Source organism: Micropruina sp. (assembly GCF_047602085.1).
Lineage (GTDB): Bacteria > Actinomycetota > Actinomycetes > Propionibacteriales > Propionibacteriaceae > Micropruina.
The window spans coordinates 182,444-199,595 of sequence record NZ_JASGID010000005.1; the positions used below are offsets into that span (position 1 = coordinate 182,444).

General features: G+C 69.4%; 15 protein-coding genes. All 15 read right to left on the minus strand.

Annotated elements, in window-relative coordinates:
- Positions 1–11: 11 nt before the first annotated feature.
- Complete coding sequence (locus tag QM721_RS09740) at positions 12–809, minus strand: sulfite exporter TauE/SafE family protein (RefSeq protein ID WP_415121387.1); 798 nt, start codon at positions 807–809, stop codon at positions 12–14.
- 58 nt (positions 810–867) lie between these two features.
- A complete protein-coding gene (locus QM721_RS09745) occupies positions 868–2,625 on the minus strand; it encodes a proline--tRNA ligase (protein WP_415121389.1) in 1,758 nt (585 codons plus the stop codon).
- Positions 2,626–2,876: 251 nt separating this feature from the next.
- Positions 2,877–3,842: a hypothetical protein gene (locus tag QM721_RS09750; RefSeq protein WP_415121391.1), complete on the minus strand. Its 966-nt coding sequence runs from the start codon at positions 3,840–3,842 to the stop codon at positions 2,877–2,879.
- 844 nt (positions 3,843–4,686) lie between these two features.
- Entirely contained in the window at positions 4,687–5,682 is a 996-nt protein-coding gene (locus tag QM721_RS09755) for a Gfo/Idh/MocA family protein (RefSeq protein ID WP_415121393.1), read from the minus strand.
- The gene (locus QM721_RS09760) at positions 5,679–6,362 is read right to left on the minus strand and encodes an isochorismatase family cysteine hydrolase (RefSeq protein WP_415121395.1); all 684 of its coding nucleotides are present in this window, start codon (positions 6,360–6,362) and stop codon (positions 5,679–5,681) included. The genes QM721_RS09755 and QM721_RS09760 overlap by 4 nt, the downstream gene beginning before the upstream one ends.
- 4 nt (positions 6,363–6,366) lie before the next feature.
- The gene (locus QM721_RS09765) at positions 6,367–7,212 is read right to left on the minus strand and encodes a GNAT family N-acetyltransferase (RefSeq protein ID WP_415121397.1); all 846 of its coding nucleotides are present in this window, start codon (positions 7,210–7,212) and stop codon (positions 6,367–6,369) included.
- A gap of 12 nt (positions 7,213–7,224) precedes the next feature.
- On the minus strand, positions 7,225–8,376 hold the full coding sequence (gene ispG, locus QM721_RS09770) for a flavodoxin-dependent (E)-4-hydroxy-3-methylbut-2-enyl-diphosphate synthase (protein WP_415121399.1): 1,152 nt from the start codon (positions 8,374–8,376) through the stop codon (positions 7,225–7,227).
- Positions 8,377–8,578: 202 nt separating this feature from the next.
- On the minus strand, positions 8,579–9,796 hold the full coding sequence (locus QM721_RS09775) for a pyridoxal phosphate-dependent aminotransferase (protein WP_415121401.1): 1,218 nt from the start codon (positions 9,794–9,796) through the stop codon (positions 8,579–8,581).
- Between the two features lie 287 nt (positions 9,797–10,083).
- A complete protein-coding gene (locus QM721_RS09780) occupies positions 10,084–11,373 on the minus strand; it encodes a M50 family metallopeptidase (protein WP_415121403.1) in 1,290 nt (429 codons plus the stop codon).
- Positions 11,370–12,527 carry a 1-deoxy-D-xylulose-5-phosphate reductoisomerase gene (dxr, locus tag QM721_RS09785; RefSeq protein WP_415121405.1) on the minus strand — a complete coding sequence of 386 codons (1,158 nt, stop codon included), beginning with the start codon at positions 12,525–12,527 and terminating at the stop codon, positions 11,370–11,372. Before dxr ends, QM721_RS09780 begins: the two co-directional genes overlap by 4 nt.
- Before the next feature lie 395 nt (positions 12,528–12,922).
- Complete coding sequence (locus tag QM721_RS09790; RefSeq protein ID WP_415121407.1) at positions 12,923–13,288, minus strand: fluoride efflux transporter FluC; 366 nt, start codon at positions 13,286–13,288, stop codon at positions 12,923–12,925.
- On the minus strand, positions 13,285–13,713 hold the full coding sequence (locus QM721_RS09795) for a fluoride efflux transporter FluC (RefSeq protein ID WP_415121409.1): 429 nt from the start codon (positions 13,711–13,713) through the stop codon (positions 13,285–13,287). Before QM721_RS09795 ends, QM721_RS09790 begins: the two co-directional genes overlap by 4 nt.
- Complete coding sequence (locus QM721_RS09800; protein WP_415121411.1) at positions 13,704–14,240, minus strand: universal stress protein; 537 nt, start codon at positions 14,238–14,240, stop codon at positions 13,704–13,706. The genes QM721_RS09795 and QM721_RS09800 overlap by 10 nt, the downstream gene beginning before the upstream one ends.
- 56 nt (positions 14,241–14,296) lie before the next feature.
- Positions 14,297–15,865 (minus strand): succinic semialdehyde dehydrogenase, encoded by a 1,569-nt coding sequence (locus QM721_RS09805; protein WP_415121413.1) that lies wholly within the window; start codon positions 15,863–15,865, stop codon positions 14,297–14,299.
- 21 nt (positions 15,866–15,886) lie between these two features.
- Positions 15,887–17,146 (minus strand): 23S rRNA (adenine(2503)-C(2))-methyltransferase RlmN, encoded by a 1,260-nt coding sequence (gene rlmN / locus QM721_RS09810; RefSeq protein ID WP_415121415.1) that lies wholly within the window; start codon positions 17,144–17,146, stop codon positions 15,887–15,889.
- Positions 17,147–17,152 lie beyond the last annotated feature (6 nt).

A 17,152-nucleotide genomic window follows, 5' to 3' on the forward strand; every position in this document is an offset into this window, starting at 1 on the left:
GACGCGACAAGTCACCCGACGTAGCTCACCCAGGTGTCCCAGGCGAGCTTCAGCGCCAGCGCGCCGACCACCATCAGAAACACCTGGCGGACGAAGCCGTTACCCCTGGTCAGCGCCGTCCGGGCGCCCAGAAAGCCACCGGTCAGGTTCGCCACACCCATCGCCAGCCCCAGCCCCCACAGCAGGTTGCCGGTAATCGCGAACGCCACGATCGCGGACGCGTTCGTGGTCAGGTTCGCCAGCTTGGCCAGCGCGCTGGAGGCCAGAAAGTCGTGCCCGATCACCGACACCAGCGCGATCACGAAGAAGGTGCCGGTGCCCGGGCCGATGAAGCCGTCCCAGGCTCCGACGACCAGGCCGATGGCGGCCATCCGCAGCCGCGCGTCGTTTCCGGTGTGCTTCACCGCGCTGTGCAGCCCCAGGTGCGGCGTGCGCCAGGTGTAGAGCCCGACGCTGACCACCGCGAACAGCACCAGCGGCGTGAAGTGCTGCCGGGGCAGGAAGTGGGTGAGCTGGGCCCCGGTCCACGAGCCCGCGGCGGCCATCAGCAGCAGCGGCCAGGCCAGGCCCCAGTCCACCCTGATGCTGCGCAGGTAGGTGGCGCCCGCGGTCAGCGTGCCCACCAACGACGGGATCTTGTTGGTGCCCGCGATGGTGGCCACCGGGGTGTCGGACGGCAGCCCGATCAGCAACGCGGGCAACTGGATCAGTCCCCCACCGCCCACCACCGCGTCGACCCAGCCGGCAACGAAGGACGCCGCCACCAGCAGCGCCAGGGTGAGCAGCGGCAGTTCCAGGCCGGTGATCATCGCGGGCGGGAACCCGCCAGGGCACCGAGCGGCCGGACGGTGTCCGTGACCGTCCCGATCACGGCTTCAGCAGGGCGATCAGTTCGTCGGCGGCACCCTCGGCGTTCAGCTCGGTGCGCTCGCCGCTGGCCCGGTCGCGCACCTCGATCAGCCCGTCGGCCAGGCCGCGTCCGACCACCACCGCGGTGGGCACGCCCAGGATCTCGGCGTCGGTGAACTTCACCCCGGGGCTGGCCTTGCGATCGTCGAGCAGCACGTCGATGCCGGCCGCCGACAGCTCCAGCGCCAGCCTTTCGGCGTAGTCGACCACCGCGCCGTCCTTGCCGGTCGGCACGATCTGCACGTCGAAGGGGGCCAGTTCGCGCGGCCAGACCAGCCCGCGCTGGTCGGCGCGAGCCTCGGCAACGGCAGCCACCGCGCGCGACACGCCCACACCGTAGGAGCCCATCGTGACGGTGACCAGCTTGCCGTTGGCGTCGAGAACCTTCAGGCCCAGCGCCTCGGCGTACTTGCGGCCGAGCTGAAAGATATGACCCATCTCAATGCCGCGGGCCAGGCTGAGCGGGCCGGAGCCGTCCGGGGCGGGGTCGCCGGCGCGCACCTCGGCGACGTCGATCACCCCGTCGGGGGTGAAGTCGCGTCCGGCCACGAGATCGATCACGTGAGTGTCCACCTGGTTGGCCCCGGTCACCCAGCGGGTGCCGGTGACCACCCGGGGGTCGACCAGGTAGAGCACGCCCGATGCCGACTTCTCCCCCAGCACCTCCGGGCCGATGTAGCCCTTCTTCAGCACCGGGTTCGCGGCGAAGTCGTCGTCGCCGAACGGCTGCGGCTCGGCTGGCGAGACCGCGGCCTCCAGGCGCTTGACGTCCACGTCGCGGTCACCGGGCAGGCCGATCGCCAATGGCGTCCGCTTGCCGTCAGGGTGCTGCAGCATGAACACCACATTCTTCAGTGTGTCGGCGCCGGTCCACGGACGATCCGCCCGCGGGTACTCGGCGTTCACACGGTCGACCAGGGTGGCGATGGTGGGCGTGTCGGGGGTGGGAATGCGCCGCGGAGCAGCCGCGTCGCTGAAGTTGAGCGGCTCGGGCGGCACCACGGTGACCGCCTCGACGTTGGCCGCGTAGCCGCCCGGCGAGCGCACGAAGGTGTCTTCGCCGGAATCTGCCAACGCCAGGAACTCCTCCGAGGCCGAGCCGCCCATGGCCCCCGAGGTGGCCTTGACGATCACGAACTCGAGCCCGAGCCGGTTCATGATCGCGATGTAGGCGTCGCGGTGCTTGTGGTACGAGGCCCGCAACCCGGCGTCGTCGACGTCGAACGAGTAGCTGTCTTTCATCACGAACTCACGGCCGCGCAGAATGCCGGCCCGCGGCCGGGCCTCGTCGCGGTACTTGGTCTGAATCTGGTACAGGCTGAGCGGCAGGTCTTTGTACGAGCTGTACAGGTCTTTCACCAGCAGGGTGAACATCTCTTCGTGGGTGGGGCCCAGCAGGTAGTCGCCTCCCTTGCGGTCCTTCAGCCGAAACAGGCTGGGGCCGTACTCGGTCCACCGGTTCGTCGCCTCGTAGGGCTCGCGAGGCAGCAGCGCCGGGAAGCGCACCTCTTGGGCGCCGATGGCGTCCATCTCTTCGCGCACGATGCGCTCGACCTTGGCCAGCACCTTCAGCCCCAGCGGCAGCCAACTGTAGATGCCCGGGGCGGCGCGCCGAATGTAGCCGGCGCGCACCAGCCAGCGGTGGCTGGCGACCTCGGCGTCGGCCGGATCCTCACGCAGGGTGCGGACGAACAGCGTGGACAGACGGGTGATCACAGCGTGGGTGCCTCTCTGGAAGGACGAGCAGGGGCCAGCCTAGTGGCCCTGTCCCGATCGAGTCACCGGGCCGGTTGTGTCGGGGCGCACCATCGCGGCCGGCTGATGAAAAACTGGAGAAATACCGATTTCCGCGCTCGATCCGGAGCCGAGACGTTTCAGTAGGTGACTGTGACGAACTGAGCGCGGAATTCGGTATTTCTCCACGCGCCGATTTCTGGGAAGCGGCGATCAACGCAACCGACCGCCGCTCAGTAGAGGGTGACGGTGATCTTCGACCCACTGATCAGGGCCTGCACGCCCACGATCGAGACGTCTTTGTACCAGTACCGACTGGAGACCCGGGCGTCCCTGGCGTAGAAGTGCACCTTGGCCGGCGCCTTCGCCTCGATGAGGTTGGCCGAGATCAGCTTCGGCTTCATCGCGGCCCACTTCGCGCCGCTTCGGGTGGTCCAACTGATCGTGCTGGTACGCAACTTGACGCCGGTGGGAATGCGCACCGCGAAACCGCACCCGGACGGCTTGACCGAGTTCTGCTTCAGGCACCAGGAGTACTTCTTCTTGGTCGCACTGATCAGTGCCGACTTGCCCGACGAGCTGAGCGACAGCTTTGCCGACGGCGCGGTGACGTCACCGAGGTCGGCAACTCTGACGCTCGACGTGCTCAGCGCGTAGAACTTGTTGACCGGCTTCACCGGATAGACCCCGGGGAACAACTGCACCACGTCAGCGCCCGGCCGCAGCCCGGCCACGGTCACGGCCACCTCCGACAGCGACGACAGGTCCACCTCCGAGGCGATCTGGGTGAGACGGAACTGGCCGCCGACGTTCTTCACCGCGAAGGTGGCCCGAACCGGCTTACCGCCCAGGGTGTAGCTGGCCGACACGGTGGTGGCGTTCTGATCGGTCACCTCGGGTACCGAGATGTCGGCGAGCTTGCCTGCCGTCGACGTCGCCAGCACCGAGTTGGTCAGCAGGGTCGTGTCGCTCGGTGCGGCTGCGGCCAGGCTCAACGCCGTGGCGGCGTCACCGCTGCCGAGTGCCCGCAGGTAGGCCGTGACCAGGTCAGAGGCCTTCTGGGTGGACACGGAGGGGCCGGGCACGTTGACCGTGGACGACCCGCCGGGCTGCCGCGTGGTCGACTGGTTCTGTTGCACCGCGACGATCGTGCCGCCGATCAGCACCACGCCGACCACGCCGCCGACCACGCCGATCAACGCTTTGTTGGTCTTGCGCGGCTGGTTCGGGGCCGGCTGATACCCCCACGGCTGCTGCGGAGCCCCGTGGCCCGGGTGCTGCCCGTACTGCGGAGGCTGGGCCGGGTGCTGCCCGTAGGGCGGCTGACCCCCAGGCTGGGGTTGGGCACTGTAACCCGGCTGGCCGAACGCAGACTGGCCTGAGTAGCCCGCTTGCGAACCGCCGCCCCACGCGGGCGGCTGACCCTGAGACCACGGCTGACCTTGAGACCACGGCTGACCCTCGGGAGGCGTCGGCTGAGCCTGCGCCCAGCCCGGATTGGCGGGCTGCTGAGGCGGCCAACCTGGGGGTTGCTGGGGCGTCCAACCTGGGGGTTGCTGCGCGGCCGGGCCCGGTTCGACAGGTCGCTCGCCGGCCGGTGGGTACGCCGGGCCGCCCTGCCACGAGGCGCCCTGCTGATTATTCGAGTTGACCGGCGGTTGCTGCGGCTGTGATGTCGGGTCGCTGCCCGGGAGTGATCCTTCGTGGCTCACAGGTACCTTCCTTCCCCCTCGCCGAATTGTACGGGTGCGCCGGTCACGGGCGTCATTCGGCGTGCGGGTGGTCCGACCAGCGGCCTGGGCAGCGCCGCGGCGTTCGCCGGCAGTGCAGGCGACTTTTGCAACGCAGCGATGCCAGCAATAGTCACCACCCGCAGAAATACCACATTCCGCACCTCGCCCCGACGCCGAAACGATGTGCCGTGCCACACCGGCAAACGGAGCGCGAAATCACTGGTCGAACAAGTCGTGCCCTCTGATATGCCGCTGTGGCTAGGAGTTTCGACAAGCTCACCCAGCGGTGGGCGTAGTGATCAGTGCTTCGTCAGCGATTCTCTTGATCTTGCGGCAACACCGCACCCACCTGACGGCGCAACTCGTCGAGCACCTGCATCACCGCGATCGAGTCGTCGAGCGTCAGCCGCGGGCTCTCGGCCAGCCCCTCGCGCACGCAGCGCTCAAATTCGAGCGCCTGAAAGTGCATGCCTCGGGAGGTGCGCTGCGGCTCGAAGGTCTCGACCAGGTCGCGCCGGCCGGTGTAGCGGCGCACGGTGGTCCAGTTGTAGAAGGCGCCCTCGAGTTCGAGGTAGCCCTCGGTGCCGATCACCGCGCCGCGACTCGGCCCCGCGCTCAGCATGGTGGTGTAGCCGTCGCAGCGGGCGGCGCCATGGGTGAGCATCATCGACACCTCGGCGTCGACCCCGGTGTCGGTCAGCGACCCGCGCGCCACGATGTCGGACGGGCGGCCCAGCAGGTCAAGCGCGAACGACACGTTGTACACCCCCAGGTCGAGCAACGCCCCGCCGGCGAGCTCAGGGTTGAACAGCCGCCCCTGCGCGTCGGGGTTCAGCTTCTGGCTGTGGTCGGTGATCACCGCGCGCACCTCGCCCAGCGACCCGTCGGCGATCCGCTGCCGGACGAAATCGGTGGACGGCAGAAAGCGGGTCCACATCGCCTCCAGCACGAACACCCCGGCGGCGCGAGCGGCCTCAGCAACTCGGCGGGCCTCGGCGGCGGTGACGGTGAACGCCTTCTCGACCAGCACCGGCTTGCCGGCCTCGATGGCCAGCAGGGCGTGTTCGGCATGAAAGTTGTGGGTGGTGTTCACGTAGACGGCGTCGACCTCGGGGTCGGCGACCAGCGCCTCGTAGCCCTCGTGCGCGGTCGCGATGCCGAACCGGTCGGCGAATGCCTGCGCCTTGGCCCCGTCGCGGGCCGCGACCGCCTGCACGGTGAACCCCTCGGCGAGCAGGTTCTGGGCGAACACGCCGGCGATGCCGCCGGCCCCGAGCAGCCCCCAGCGCAGGTGGTCGTGCGTCACGGTCGTCCTCCAGGATCGATTCGACACTCAGACCGCGGCGCGGCCAGCTCGGCGAGCAGTTCGGACGCGCTGGCGCCCACGGCGCCGACCCCCAGCAGATCTTGCCACCGCTCCCCGCTGACCCGCGACAGGGCGTCAGAGACCATCACCACGCGGTAGTCCAAAGCTGTGGCGTCCAGAATCGTCGCCCGCGGGCAGTTCGGCAGATTACAGCCGGCCACCACGACGGTGTCGACGCCAAGCCGGCGCAGCCGCGCGTCGAGGTCGGTGCGGTGAAAGGCGCTCCACCGCGGCTTCCAGAGCAGCCATTCGCGTGCGCCGACCGGCTGTGCGGCGCCTGCGAGCAGGGTCTCGACATCGAGCGGTGCCGCGCCACCGAGCAGTTCGGCGGGCACCTCGGCGCCCGCACTGCCGGGCGCGACCGGGCCGCGACCGGCCAGGACGGCTGCGCGGCGCACCAGGTCGACGTCGCTGCCGGCGTACAACCGCACGACATGAAAGATCGGGAGCCCGGCGGCGCGGAAGCCCGACACCAGTCCGGTCAGGGTGGGCAGCACCGCGCTGCTGCCCGAGATCGGGGCAGCACCGCCGTCGAGAAAGTCGGCCTGCATATCGATCACCAGCAGGGCACTGGCATCAAGATGGGGCGTCGTCCACTCGTCGGCTGAGGGTGACTGCACGCGCTCAGTACAGCACAGTGGCGAACTCGCCGGCCACGGTAAAGCCGGTGCGCAGATAGGTGCGGACGGCCCGGGTGTTGAAGTCGTTGACGTACAACGACACCACCCGGTGCGATTCGAGAATCCGGCGGGTCGCCGCGCCCATGGCCGCCGCCGCCAGGCCCTGGCCGCGCAGGTGCGGCGCCAGCCACACCCCCTGCACCTGGGCGATCTCGCCACAACTGATCCCCACGTCGGCCTTGAACACCACCTGCCCGTCGGTGACGATGCCCCAGGCCCGTCCCGACTGCACGGTGGTCTGGCAGTGGGTGCGGTAGCCGGCCCGTCCCCCGCCGGCGAGCGGGTCGACGCCGACCTCTTCGGTGTACATGGCCACGGCCGCAGCGAAGTACGAGTCGAACTCGGCCATGCCGATCTGTCGGACCGGCGCGTCCGGCAGCTCCGACGGCACGGCGCGCGTGAGCATCAGCGGCTGCCGCGGCCGGACCTCTCGCTCGACGGCGTAACTGCGGCTGCGGCGGCGCAACTGCCGGTGCAGGCCCAGCGCGACGCCCGACTCGCCGACGATCGCCTGGCACAGCCGTTGCGGCCCGAGCGCGTCGGCGAAGGCCGCGATCGCGGCCTCTCGCTCACCCTCGTCGCACGGGCCGAACACCGGGGCCAGGTTTGATCCAGCATGCAGCAGGTGCCGCGGATTCTCGGCCGGCCACCCGAACAGCGTGGCCGGCGACCCCGGCCACAGCAGCCCGACCTCGACCCGTGAACTCACGAAGACGTTGGCCACCGGGTCGGCAGCCAGCAGGCTGCGCACCAACGGCGCGTCGCGCGTGCCCAATGACCGCGCGCGCATGAAGGGGCCGGCTCAGCTAACCGAGACCATGGGGGCGCCCTCCGGCGACCCCTCGGGAGCCTGTTCGGCGAGCCGGTTGGCCTCGGCGATCAGGGTCTCGACGATCTGGTCTTCGGGCACCGTCTTGATCACCTTGCCCTTGACGAAGATCTGGCCCTTGCCGTTACCGGACGCCACGCCCAGGTCGGCCTCGCGGGCCTCACCCGGGCCGTTGACGACGCACCCCATGACGGCGACCCGCAGCGGCACCTGCAGGCCCTCCAGGCCCTTGGTGACCTCTTCGGCCAGCGTGTAGACGTCGACCTGAGCGCGTCCGCACGAGGGGCACGAAACGATCTCGAGCTGGCGCGGCCGCAGGTTGAGCGATTCGAGGATCTTGATGCCGACCTTGACCTCTTTGGCCGGTGGAGCCGACAGCGATACCCGGATGGTGTCGCCGATGCCTTTGCCGAGCAGCGCCCCGAACGCGACCGCCGACTTGATCGTGCCCTGAAAGCTGGGGCCGGCCTCGGTGACGCCCAGATGCAGCGGGTAGTCGCAGGCCTCGGACAGCATCTCGTAGGCGCGCACCATCACGACCGGGTCGTGGTGCTTCACCGAGATCTTGAAATCACGGAAGCCGTGCTCCTCGAACAGCGACGCCTCCCACAGCGCCGATTCGACCAGCGCCTCGGGCGTCGGGGCGCCGTGCTTGGCCAGCAGCCGCTTGTCGAGCGAGCCGGCGTTGACGCCGATCCGAATCGACACCCCGGCGTCGGAGGCCGCCTGTGCGATCTGCTTCACCTGGTCGTCGAACTGGCGGATGTTGCCTGGGTTGACCCGGACGGCGGCACAGCCGGCGTCGATCGCGGCGAACACGTACTTGGGCTGGAAATGAATGTCGGCGATGACCGGGATCTGGCTCTTCTTGGCGATGATGAACAGCACGTCGGCGTCGTCCTGGCTGGGCACCGCGACGCGCACGATGTCGCAACCGGTAGCGGTCAGCTCGGCGATCTGCTGCAGGGTGCCGTTGATATCGGTGGTTTTGGTGGTGGTCATCGACTGCACCGAGACCGGCGCGTCACCGCCCACGAGCACCTTGCCGACCTTGATCTGCCGGGTGGGCCGGCGGGGCGCCAGCACGGGCGGCGGCGCGGTTGGCATGCCGAGGTTGACGGTCATGGACTCCTCGTTCGTGAACGCGTGCGCGGCCCGGACGACCGCCGCCAGACAGCCTACTCGTGCCGTGCTGTCGCGGCTTGCACCGGACGAAGCCCGGCGTCGCGACCTCGCGGTTGGCCCAGCCCGGCGATCCCCCGCTGGTGAAGCTCTCCGAGACCCGCTCGCGATTCAGCTCTCGGGCACCCCCACCGGCGAGGACGGCTCAGCCCCGCTGCGTGGCCAGGTGTTCGGCGATCCGTCCGATCGCCTCGGTGAGCACAGCCTCGTCGGGCAGGGTGACCAGCCGGAAGTGGTCGGGGGTGGGCCAGTTGAAGCCGGTGCCGTGGGTGACCAGCAATTTCTTGCTGCGCAGCAGGTCGATCACGAACGCCTCGTCGTTTTCGATCGGGTACACCGCCGGGTCGAGCCGTGGGAAGCAGTACAGCGCACCCATCGGCTCCACGCAGCTCACCCCCGGAATCTCGTTCAATAGCTTGGCGGCCAGCTTGGACTGGTCGTAGAAGCGTCCGCCCGGCACGATCAGCTCGGTGATCGACTGGTAGCCGCCGAGTGCGGTCTGAATGGCGTGCTGGGCGGGCACGTTCGAGCACATGCGCATATTCGCCAGCAGGGTGAGCCCTTCGAGAAAGTCCTCGGCCAGGTGCCGCGGGCCCGAGATCATCACCCAGCCGGCGCGGTAGCCGCACACCCGGTACGCCTTCGACAGCCCCGAGAAGGTGAGGCACAGCACGTCCTCCCCGGCGAAGCTCGCCGCGTGGTGGTGCACCGCGTCGTCGAAGATGATCTTCTCGTAGATCTCGTCGGCCATCACCACCAGGTCATGGCGCCGCGCGATGTCGATCAGCCCGCGCACCGTCTCTTTGCTGTACACCGCGCCGGTGGGGTTGTTCGGGTTGATGATCACCAGGGCGTGGGTGCGCTCGGTGATCTTGGCCTCGATCTCGGCCAGATCGGGGTTCCAGCCGTTGGCCTCATCGCACAGGTAGTGCACCGGAACGCCGCCACACAGCGTGACCGCGCCCGTCCACAACGGGTAGTCGGGGGCGGGCACCAGAATCTCGTTGCCGTCGTCGATGAAGGTCTGCAGCACCAACATGATCAGCTCCGAGACACCGTTGCCGATGTACACGTCGTCGACCGTGGTGTGGGTGAGCCCCTTCGATTGGTAGTACTGCGCCACCGCGGTGCGCGCCGAGTAGATGCCGCGCGAGTCGGAATAGCCTTGCGAATGCGGCAGGTGATGGCCGATGTCGGCCACGATCGCCTCGGGTGCCTCGAAGCCGAACGGCGCGGTGTTGCCGATGTTCAGCTTGAGAATCTTGTGACCCTCGGCCTCCAGCCGCTGAGCCTCCACCAGAATGGGCCCTCGCACGTCATAGCGGACGTGCTGCAATTTCTTCGACTGGACGATGCGACGCATGGGAAGCAGTCTGGCAGCCCGAGTGCCCGGTCGGCCCCGACGACCAGCCGCCAGAACGAAGAAACCCTGCCTGGACTCGACGCGGACGCCTTCAGCGGCGCCAATTCCGTCTTCGTTCGGGTCGGGCTGCCACAGTAACGAATCGCGAGAGTTGGAATGCCTGCGGCAATGCTGGAACGCCGACGCGACCAGTGGGCATGGGGGCAATGTGGGCCTACCCGAGTCGGCGGTCGAGGCCGTGCGTGCATGACGCGATGTCAGAACACGGGATGCCAGAACACGCGATGTCAGAACAGTTGCATCGGGCTGACGATGTCGGCCACGATCAGGGCCCCGCCGCTGAGGATCAAGAAGCCCATCACCGCGTAGGCCACGGGCAGCAGCTTCGCGGTGTCGAAATGCCCCGGGTCGGGGTGCCGGAACAACTTCGCCCAGCCGCTCCGGGCCGCCTCCCACAGCGCGCCGGCGATGTGCCCGCCGTCCAGCGGCGGCAGCGGCACGAAGTTGAACACGGCCAGGAACAGGTTCACCGCACCCAGCAGCGAGCCGAACAGCACCAGCTTGTCGGGCACCGTGATCGCGTCACTGGCCGCCACCTCACCGGCCGCCCGGCTGGCCCCGACGATACTCAGCGGCCCGTAGATGTCGCGCGGCTTGCCCTGCACCAGGTCGGCCACCACGTTGTAGACCTTCACCGGAAACTGGGCGATCGCCACCACGCTCTGGGCGGTCATCGTCCACATCTGCTGCACAGTCTCGACCGGCCCGCCGCGCACCAGCGCCGTGGTCGGGGTGATGCCGAACCAGCCCGCTGCGATGCGCTTGCCGGGGTCGAGGTTGTCGGACACGCCGCTGATCACAGTGTGCACTTCGGTCAACTCCACCCGCTGCCCGCCACGGTCGACGACCAGTTGTGCCGGGCCGTCCAGGTTGGCCCGAATCAGGCCCTGCAACTGGGCGTAGTCGGTGATCGGCACGCCATTGAAGGCAACCACCGTGTCGCCGGGCTGAATGCCCGACTTCGCCGCCGGCGTGTCGGGGGTGGCGCACGAGGTGTCGGGCGCCTGGTTCTCGCGCACGATGCACTGCTGCACGGCAGCCACCGTGGTCTGGGCCTGCCAGCTTCCGTGCAAGCCGAGAATCGCCCAGAAGATCGCGAAAGCGATCAGCACGTTCATCATCGGCCCGCCGGCCATCACGATCAGCTTCTGCCAGGTCTTCTTCTGGTAGAACAGCCGCTGGTTCGCGACATCGTCGGGGGTGATCTCGTGCCACTCATAGGCACGGGCCCCGTCGGCGAACCGGGTCAACCGGTTGCCCGGCCCACCGCGCGGCTGGGCCGGCGGATACATGCCGAGCAGCCGGACGAACCCGCCCAGCGGAATCCACTTGACGCCATACTCGGTCTCACCCCGGCGGGTTGACCACAAGGTAGGCCCAAAACCCACGAAGTACTGCGGCACCCGCACGCCGAACAGCTTGGCCGGCAGCATGTGGCCGATCTCGTGCAGGGCGATCGACAGCAGGATGAACCCGAAGAACAACACCGCGAAGATCACGGTGACCAGGATGTTCATGCCGCTCCCCCGATCAGTTCAGCGGCCCGCCGTCGAGCCCAGGCATCGGCGGCCAGCACCACCTCGACGCTGAGCACGGCGGCAGCGGCGCCGGCCAGATGCTCGTCGACCACGGCTGCGACGGTGTCGACGATCCCGAGAAAGCTCAGCCGGCCCGCGCAGAAGGCGTCGACGCAGACCTCGTTGGCAGCGTTGTACACCGCGGGCGCGGTGCCACCGGCGTGGCCGCAGCGGCGAGCCAGTTCGACAGCGGGGAACGCCTCGGAGTCGAGCGGCTCGAAACTCCAGGTGATCGGCCGGCTCCAGTCGAACCCACGACACACGCCCGGCAGCCGCTCGGGCCAGTTCAGCGCCAGCGCGATCGGCAGCTTCATATCGGGCGGCGAGCACTGGGCGATGGTCGAGCCGTCGTGAAACTCCACCATGGAATGCACGTCGGAGCTCGGGTGCACCACCACCTCGATGGCGTCGAGACTCACCCCGTACAGCAGCGCCGCTTCGAGCAACTCGAGGCCCTTGTTGATCAGGGTGGACGAGTTGATCGTGATGGTCCGGCCCATATTCCAGGTGGGGTGGGCCAGCGCCTGCTCCGGGGTTACGTGAGCCAGCTCAGCCCGAGACCGTCCACGAAACGGCCCGCCGGACGCGGTGAGCACCAGCCGGCGCACCTCGTCGGCGCGACCGGCGCGCAGGGCCTGGGCGAAGGCCGAATGCTCGGAGTCGACGGCGATGATCTGCCCGGGTGCCGCAGCCGAGGTGACCAGTGCGCCGCCGATCACCAGCGACTCCTTGTTGGCCAGCGCGAGCGAATTGCCCGCAGCCAGCGCGGCCAGTGTGGGCTCCAGGCCGGCGGCGCCGGTGATGGCGTTCAGCACCACGTCGCAAGGCAGTGCGGCCAGTCGCTGCGAGGCGTCCGGCCCCGACCAGATCGCCGTGTGCCGCGGCAGCCGGCCATGCAGCGCGGCGGCGGCCGACGGTGTGGGCACTGCCACCACGTCGGGAGCGAAGACCTGCGCCTGCTCGACCAGTAGGTCGAGATTGCCGCCACCGGCCGACAGTCCGACGACCCGGAACTGGTCGCGATGGACGTCGATCACCTCGAGGGTCTGAGTTCCGATCGAGCCGGTGCTACCCAGTAGAACGATGTCACGCACCGAGCCAGGCTACAGGCGGTGCTCACTCACCCCACTGCCCAGCGCGCGCCGGTTCGGTGCGAGACAAGAAGTTGCCAGCCTGCACCGGATCGCGGGCCGCACACCAGCCTCAAGGCCCGGACCGGATGGGGGTACCTGGCCACCATCGACCTGCACTCCCCGCGTAGTGATCGGCTGGTCGATCGCTGACCGCAGGCGCACCGACCTCGTCATCGGCGCCCGCACCACGACCCAGGAACACGACCCCTTGCCGAAGGCGCCTATTCGAAGTCTCGACGCGCCTGACCAGCGGTTAGCCGCGGTTAGCCGGCGTTCCCTGGGGAGTACTGATCTTTCGCCGGTTGAGCCTGTCGAGAGCTCAAACGAAGCGCCCTCGCCAGGGGTTTCGACGGTAGTCACAGCGCCAGCAGCCAGATGCCGAACGCGGCCGCCGACAGGCCGGCCAGCAGCCCGCCGCCGGCGTGCACCAGGCACGCGACCGGACGCCCCGCCCGCAGCAGCCGGACGCCCTCGGCACAGGCGGTACTGAAGGTGGTGAAGCCACCACAAAAGCCCGTGCCAGCGATCGCCACCCAGTCGGGCAGGCCCGACCTGAACAGTAGCCAGCCGGTGAGCAGCCCCAGAATCAGCGAGCCGAGCGTGTTGATGGCCAGCGTGCCCAGCGGCATCCGCGGGCTGTGCAGCCTGGCGATGGCGGCGTCGAGCCGAAACCGGGCCACCGACCCCAGCCCGCCCGCCAGTGCCACCAACAACGCGGTCATGCCCGGGCCCTCGGAACCAATCGCCCCGCCAGCAGCATGCCGGCCAGGGTCGCGATCAGGCCGAGCAGCACGCTGCCCAACGCGTAGCCGAGGCCGGCCAATAACGCGCCGTTGCCGACCAGCCGGACGCTCTCGACCGTGAACGTGCTGTAGGTGGTGTAGCCGCCCAGCACGCCGGTGCCCAGTCCGAGCCGCAGGTAGTGCCGCAGCCCGGTGTCGGGGCCACGCCGGCTGAGCGTCTCGAGCAGCACGCCGAGCACGAAAGCGCCGGACAGGTTGATCAGGAACGTCGCCCACGGCCAACTCCCCGGCTGGGCCGGGTAGGCGGCCTCGAGAGAGGCACGAGCTGCGGTGCCGATCGTGCCGCCGATCAGCACCACGGCGGTGCGCCGGCCGGGCAGCCGGCCGGGTGCGCTCAGGCCCACGGCATCGGCGCCTTCCAGTCGACCACGCTCAGCGGTACCGCCAGCACCGGACGGTGCTGGTGCCGGGCCAGCTTCAGGGCCAACGTGCCGTCGAGAAACTCACGCACCTTGGCATTGTGTTCGGGGGCCCGGTTGCCGACCCCGATCACCGCCGCGTCCACCGCCCGAGCGAGGTGGGTGAGCGCGCGATCAGGGCGTCCGGCCAGGTACCGGAACTCCCACCCGTGCCCCGGGTTGAGCAGTGCCCCGAGTTCGCTGAGTAGTCGCGCCTCGGTGCGCCGCCAGCCCTCGTTGTCGGAGTCGGGGTTGACCTCGCCGTGCCGAACGCTGCCGTCGGGAAACTCCTGTTCGACCAAGCGCTGCTCGTCGACGTAGGCGACGTACAGCCTGCCCCGGGTGGCGCGGGCGAGGTCGGCGGCAGTCAGTGCGACCAGCGGGTCAGTTCCGGGACGGACGCCCGCCACGACAGCCCCGCCCCCGAAGCGGGTCATTCGGTCGGTGTGTGGCTGGGGCACCTGCTGTGGCATGCCGGTCTCCTTACCGTGCGACGCCACGCTAGTGCCGCATCCCCGTTCGAGGAAGATCAGCGCAGCCGCGCCCGGCGCAACGCGACCAAAGCCCGACAGAACAGGCCGGCGAAGCGCTCCTGGGCGCCGCGAGCAACCCCCAGCGAGCCGGCCCGCTGCTCAGCGACGCTCTGCAGCACGGTGAACCGGAGCAGGCCCTCGGCGCCATGCCGTCCACCGGTGCCGCTGTGCCCCCGCGCCCCCATCGCGGCGCCGACCGCACCCCACGAGGCCAGAAAGGTCTCGTTGATGCTCACCGTTCCACTGTGCAGCCGTGGGGCCAGTTGCCGGGCCGCGGCGCGATCGGCGCTGACGATACCGGCGTGCAGGCCGTAGTCGGAGTCGTTGATCAGCCGTACCGCCGCCTCGTCGTCGCTCACCCGGTACACGCTGACCACCGGGCCGAAGGTCTCGGCGTCGCGGACGTCCATCGCCGCCGTCACTCCCTCGAGCACGGTGGGCGCGTACACCCACGGCCCGACGTCCGGACGCGGCCGGCCGCCGGTCAGCACGGTGGCGCCGTGCCGCACGGCGTCGTCCACGTGCGCGCACACCCGGCGCAACTGGTCATCACCGAACAGCGAACCCATGTCGTAGCCGTACCGAAGCGCCACACCCAGCCGCATCGCCTCGACGGCTGGCACGAAGCGGGCCAGGAAGGCGTCCGCGACAGCCTCGTGCAGCACCAGACGCTCGGTGTGCACGCACACCTGGCCGGCACCGGCGAACGAGCTGCGCAGTGCAACGTCGACGGCCAGGTCGAGGTCTGCGTCGGCCCGCACGTACAGGGCATTCTTGCCGCCCAGTTCGAGCGAGCAACCCACCATGCGCTCCGCGGCCACCTGGGCGACCTGCCGTCCGGTGGCGGTCGAGCCGGTGAAACAGACGAAATCGGTGCGCCGGGCTACCGCATCGCCGATCAGGTCACCGTCGCCCACCACCACCTGCAGCACCCCGGCCGGCAGCCCGGCCCCGATCAGCAGCCGCAACCCCCACAGCACCGACAGGCTGGTGCGTGGTTCGGGCCGCAACACGACGGCATTGCCGGCCAGCAGCGCGGCCAGCGCATCGCCCAGCGACAGCGCGAACGGGTAATTCCACGGCGTGATGATGCCTACCACGCCCCGGGGCAGGCGCTGTTCGCGGGCCGTTGCGATCATCGGCATCACTCCGCGCACCCGGCGCGGGGCCAGCAGCGCAGCCGCGGTGCGGGCGTAGTAGCGGGCCACGTTGGCCACCTCGACGACCTCTTCGAAGGCGTTGGCGCGGGTCTTGCCGGTTTCGAGCTGAATCAGGTCGAGCACCTGGTCGCGCGCGGCCAGCAGCCGGTCGTGAAAACCGAGCACCACCTCGGCTCGGCGACGGTGGCCCAGCCCGGCCCACACCCGCAGGGCCGGACGGGCCTGCTGAACGGCTAGCCCGACGTCTGAAACCCTCGACAGCGGCACCTGCGCCAGCAACTCACCGGTGAGCGGCGTAAACACCCGGCGCAACTCGGCATCGGGTTCGGCGACGATGCCGCCGACCAGCCAGGCCACGAGGCTGGAGTCAAGACCCTGACCCTGCTCCTCGACGAACGACCGCATGCTTCACCCTACCCGCGAGGGTCAGCCGGCGGCAGCGGCCGCAGCCAACTGGCCGCACGCCCCGTCGATCTCGCGCCCCCGGGTGTCGCGTACCGTCACGGCGACACCGCGCCGCTCCAGCACCTGCACAAAGGCCTGCTCGTCGCGGCGCCGTGAGGCGGTCCACTTCGATCCCGGGGTCGGGTTGAGCGGAATCAGGTTGACGTGCACCCAGCCGTACCCGCCGTCACGGCGCAGCACATCGGCCAGTCGGGCGGCACGCTCAGGCTGATCGTTCACGTCGCGGATCAGCGCGTACTCGATCGAGACCCGGCGTTTGGTGGCCACGAAGTAGGCGTGCGCGGCGTCCACCAGCTCGGCGACGTTCCAGCGCGTATTGATCGGGCACAACTCGTCGCGCAGTTCGTCGTCGGGGGCGTGCAGGCTGACCGCCAGGGTGACCGGCAGCCCCTCGCCGGCCAGTTGGTTGATCCGCGGCACCAGGCCGACGGTCGACACCGTGATACCGCGGGCGCTGATGCCCAGACCGTGCGGGCCGGGTCCGGTCAGCGCCCGAATCGTCGCCATGATCGCCGAATAGTTCGCCATCGGCTCACCCATGCCCATGAACACGATGTTGTTCACCCGGCCCTGCCCGCCCGGAATCAGCCCGTCGCGCAGCGTCCGTGCCCCGGCAATCACCTGGGCGAGAATCTCGGCGGCGCTCAGGTTGCGCTGCAGGCCGCCCTGACCGGTGGCGCAGAACGGGCAGGCCATACCGCAACCGGCCTGCGAACTGATGCACAGGGTGGCCCGGTTGCGCCCCTTGCCGGACGCCCGCACGCCGGGCACGCCGTAGCGCATCAGCACCGATTCGATCAGCGACCCGTCGTGCAGCCGCCACAGCGTCTTGAGCGTGGTGCCGCCGTCGCAACTGAGCGGACGCACACTGGTCAGCAGCCGTGGCAGGAACGCCGCTGCCACCCGGTCACGATCGGACGCCGGCAGGTCGGTCCAGCCGGCCGGGTCCAGGTCGAGCCCCTCGAAGACGTGCCGGCTGATCTGGTCGGCGCGAAATTTCGGCAGGCCAAGGTCGTCCACCGCGACCCGGCGCTGGGCGACGCTGAGGTCGAGCCAGTGCCGCGGCGGCTTGCCACGCCGCTGCGGGGCCAGGGTCAACGGCACCGTGGCACCGGCCCGCACCCGGTCTTCGAGGGCGGCGTAGGCGCTCACCTCGTCGGGCCGCAGCTCGTCGGTGGCAGGCAGTTGCGCGTCGGCGCGAGGCAGTTGCTCGTCGGTCATGGCCTT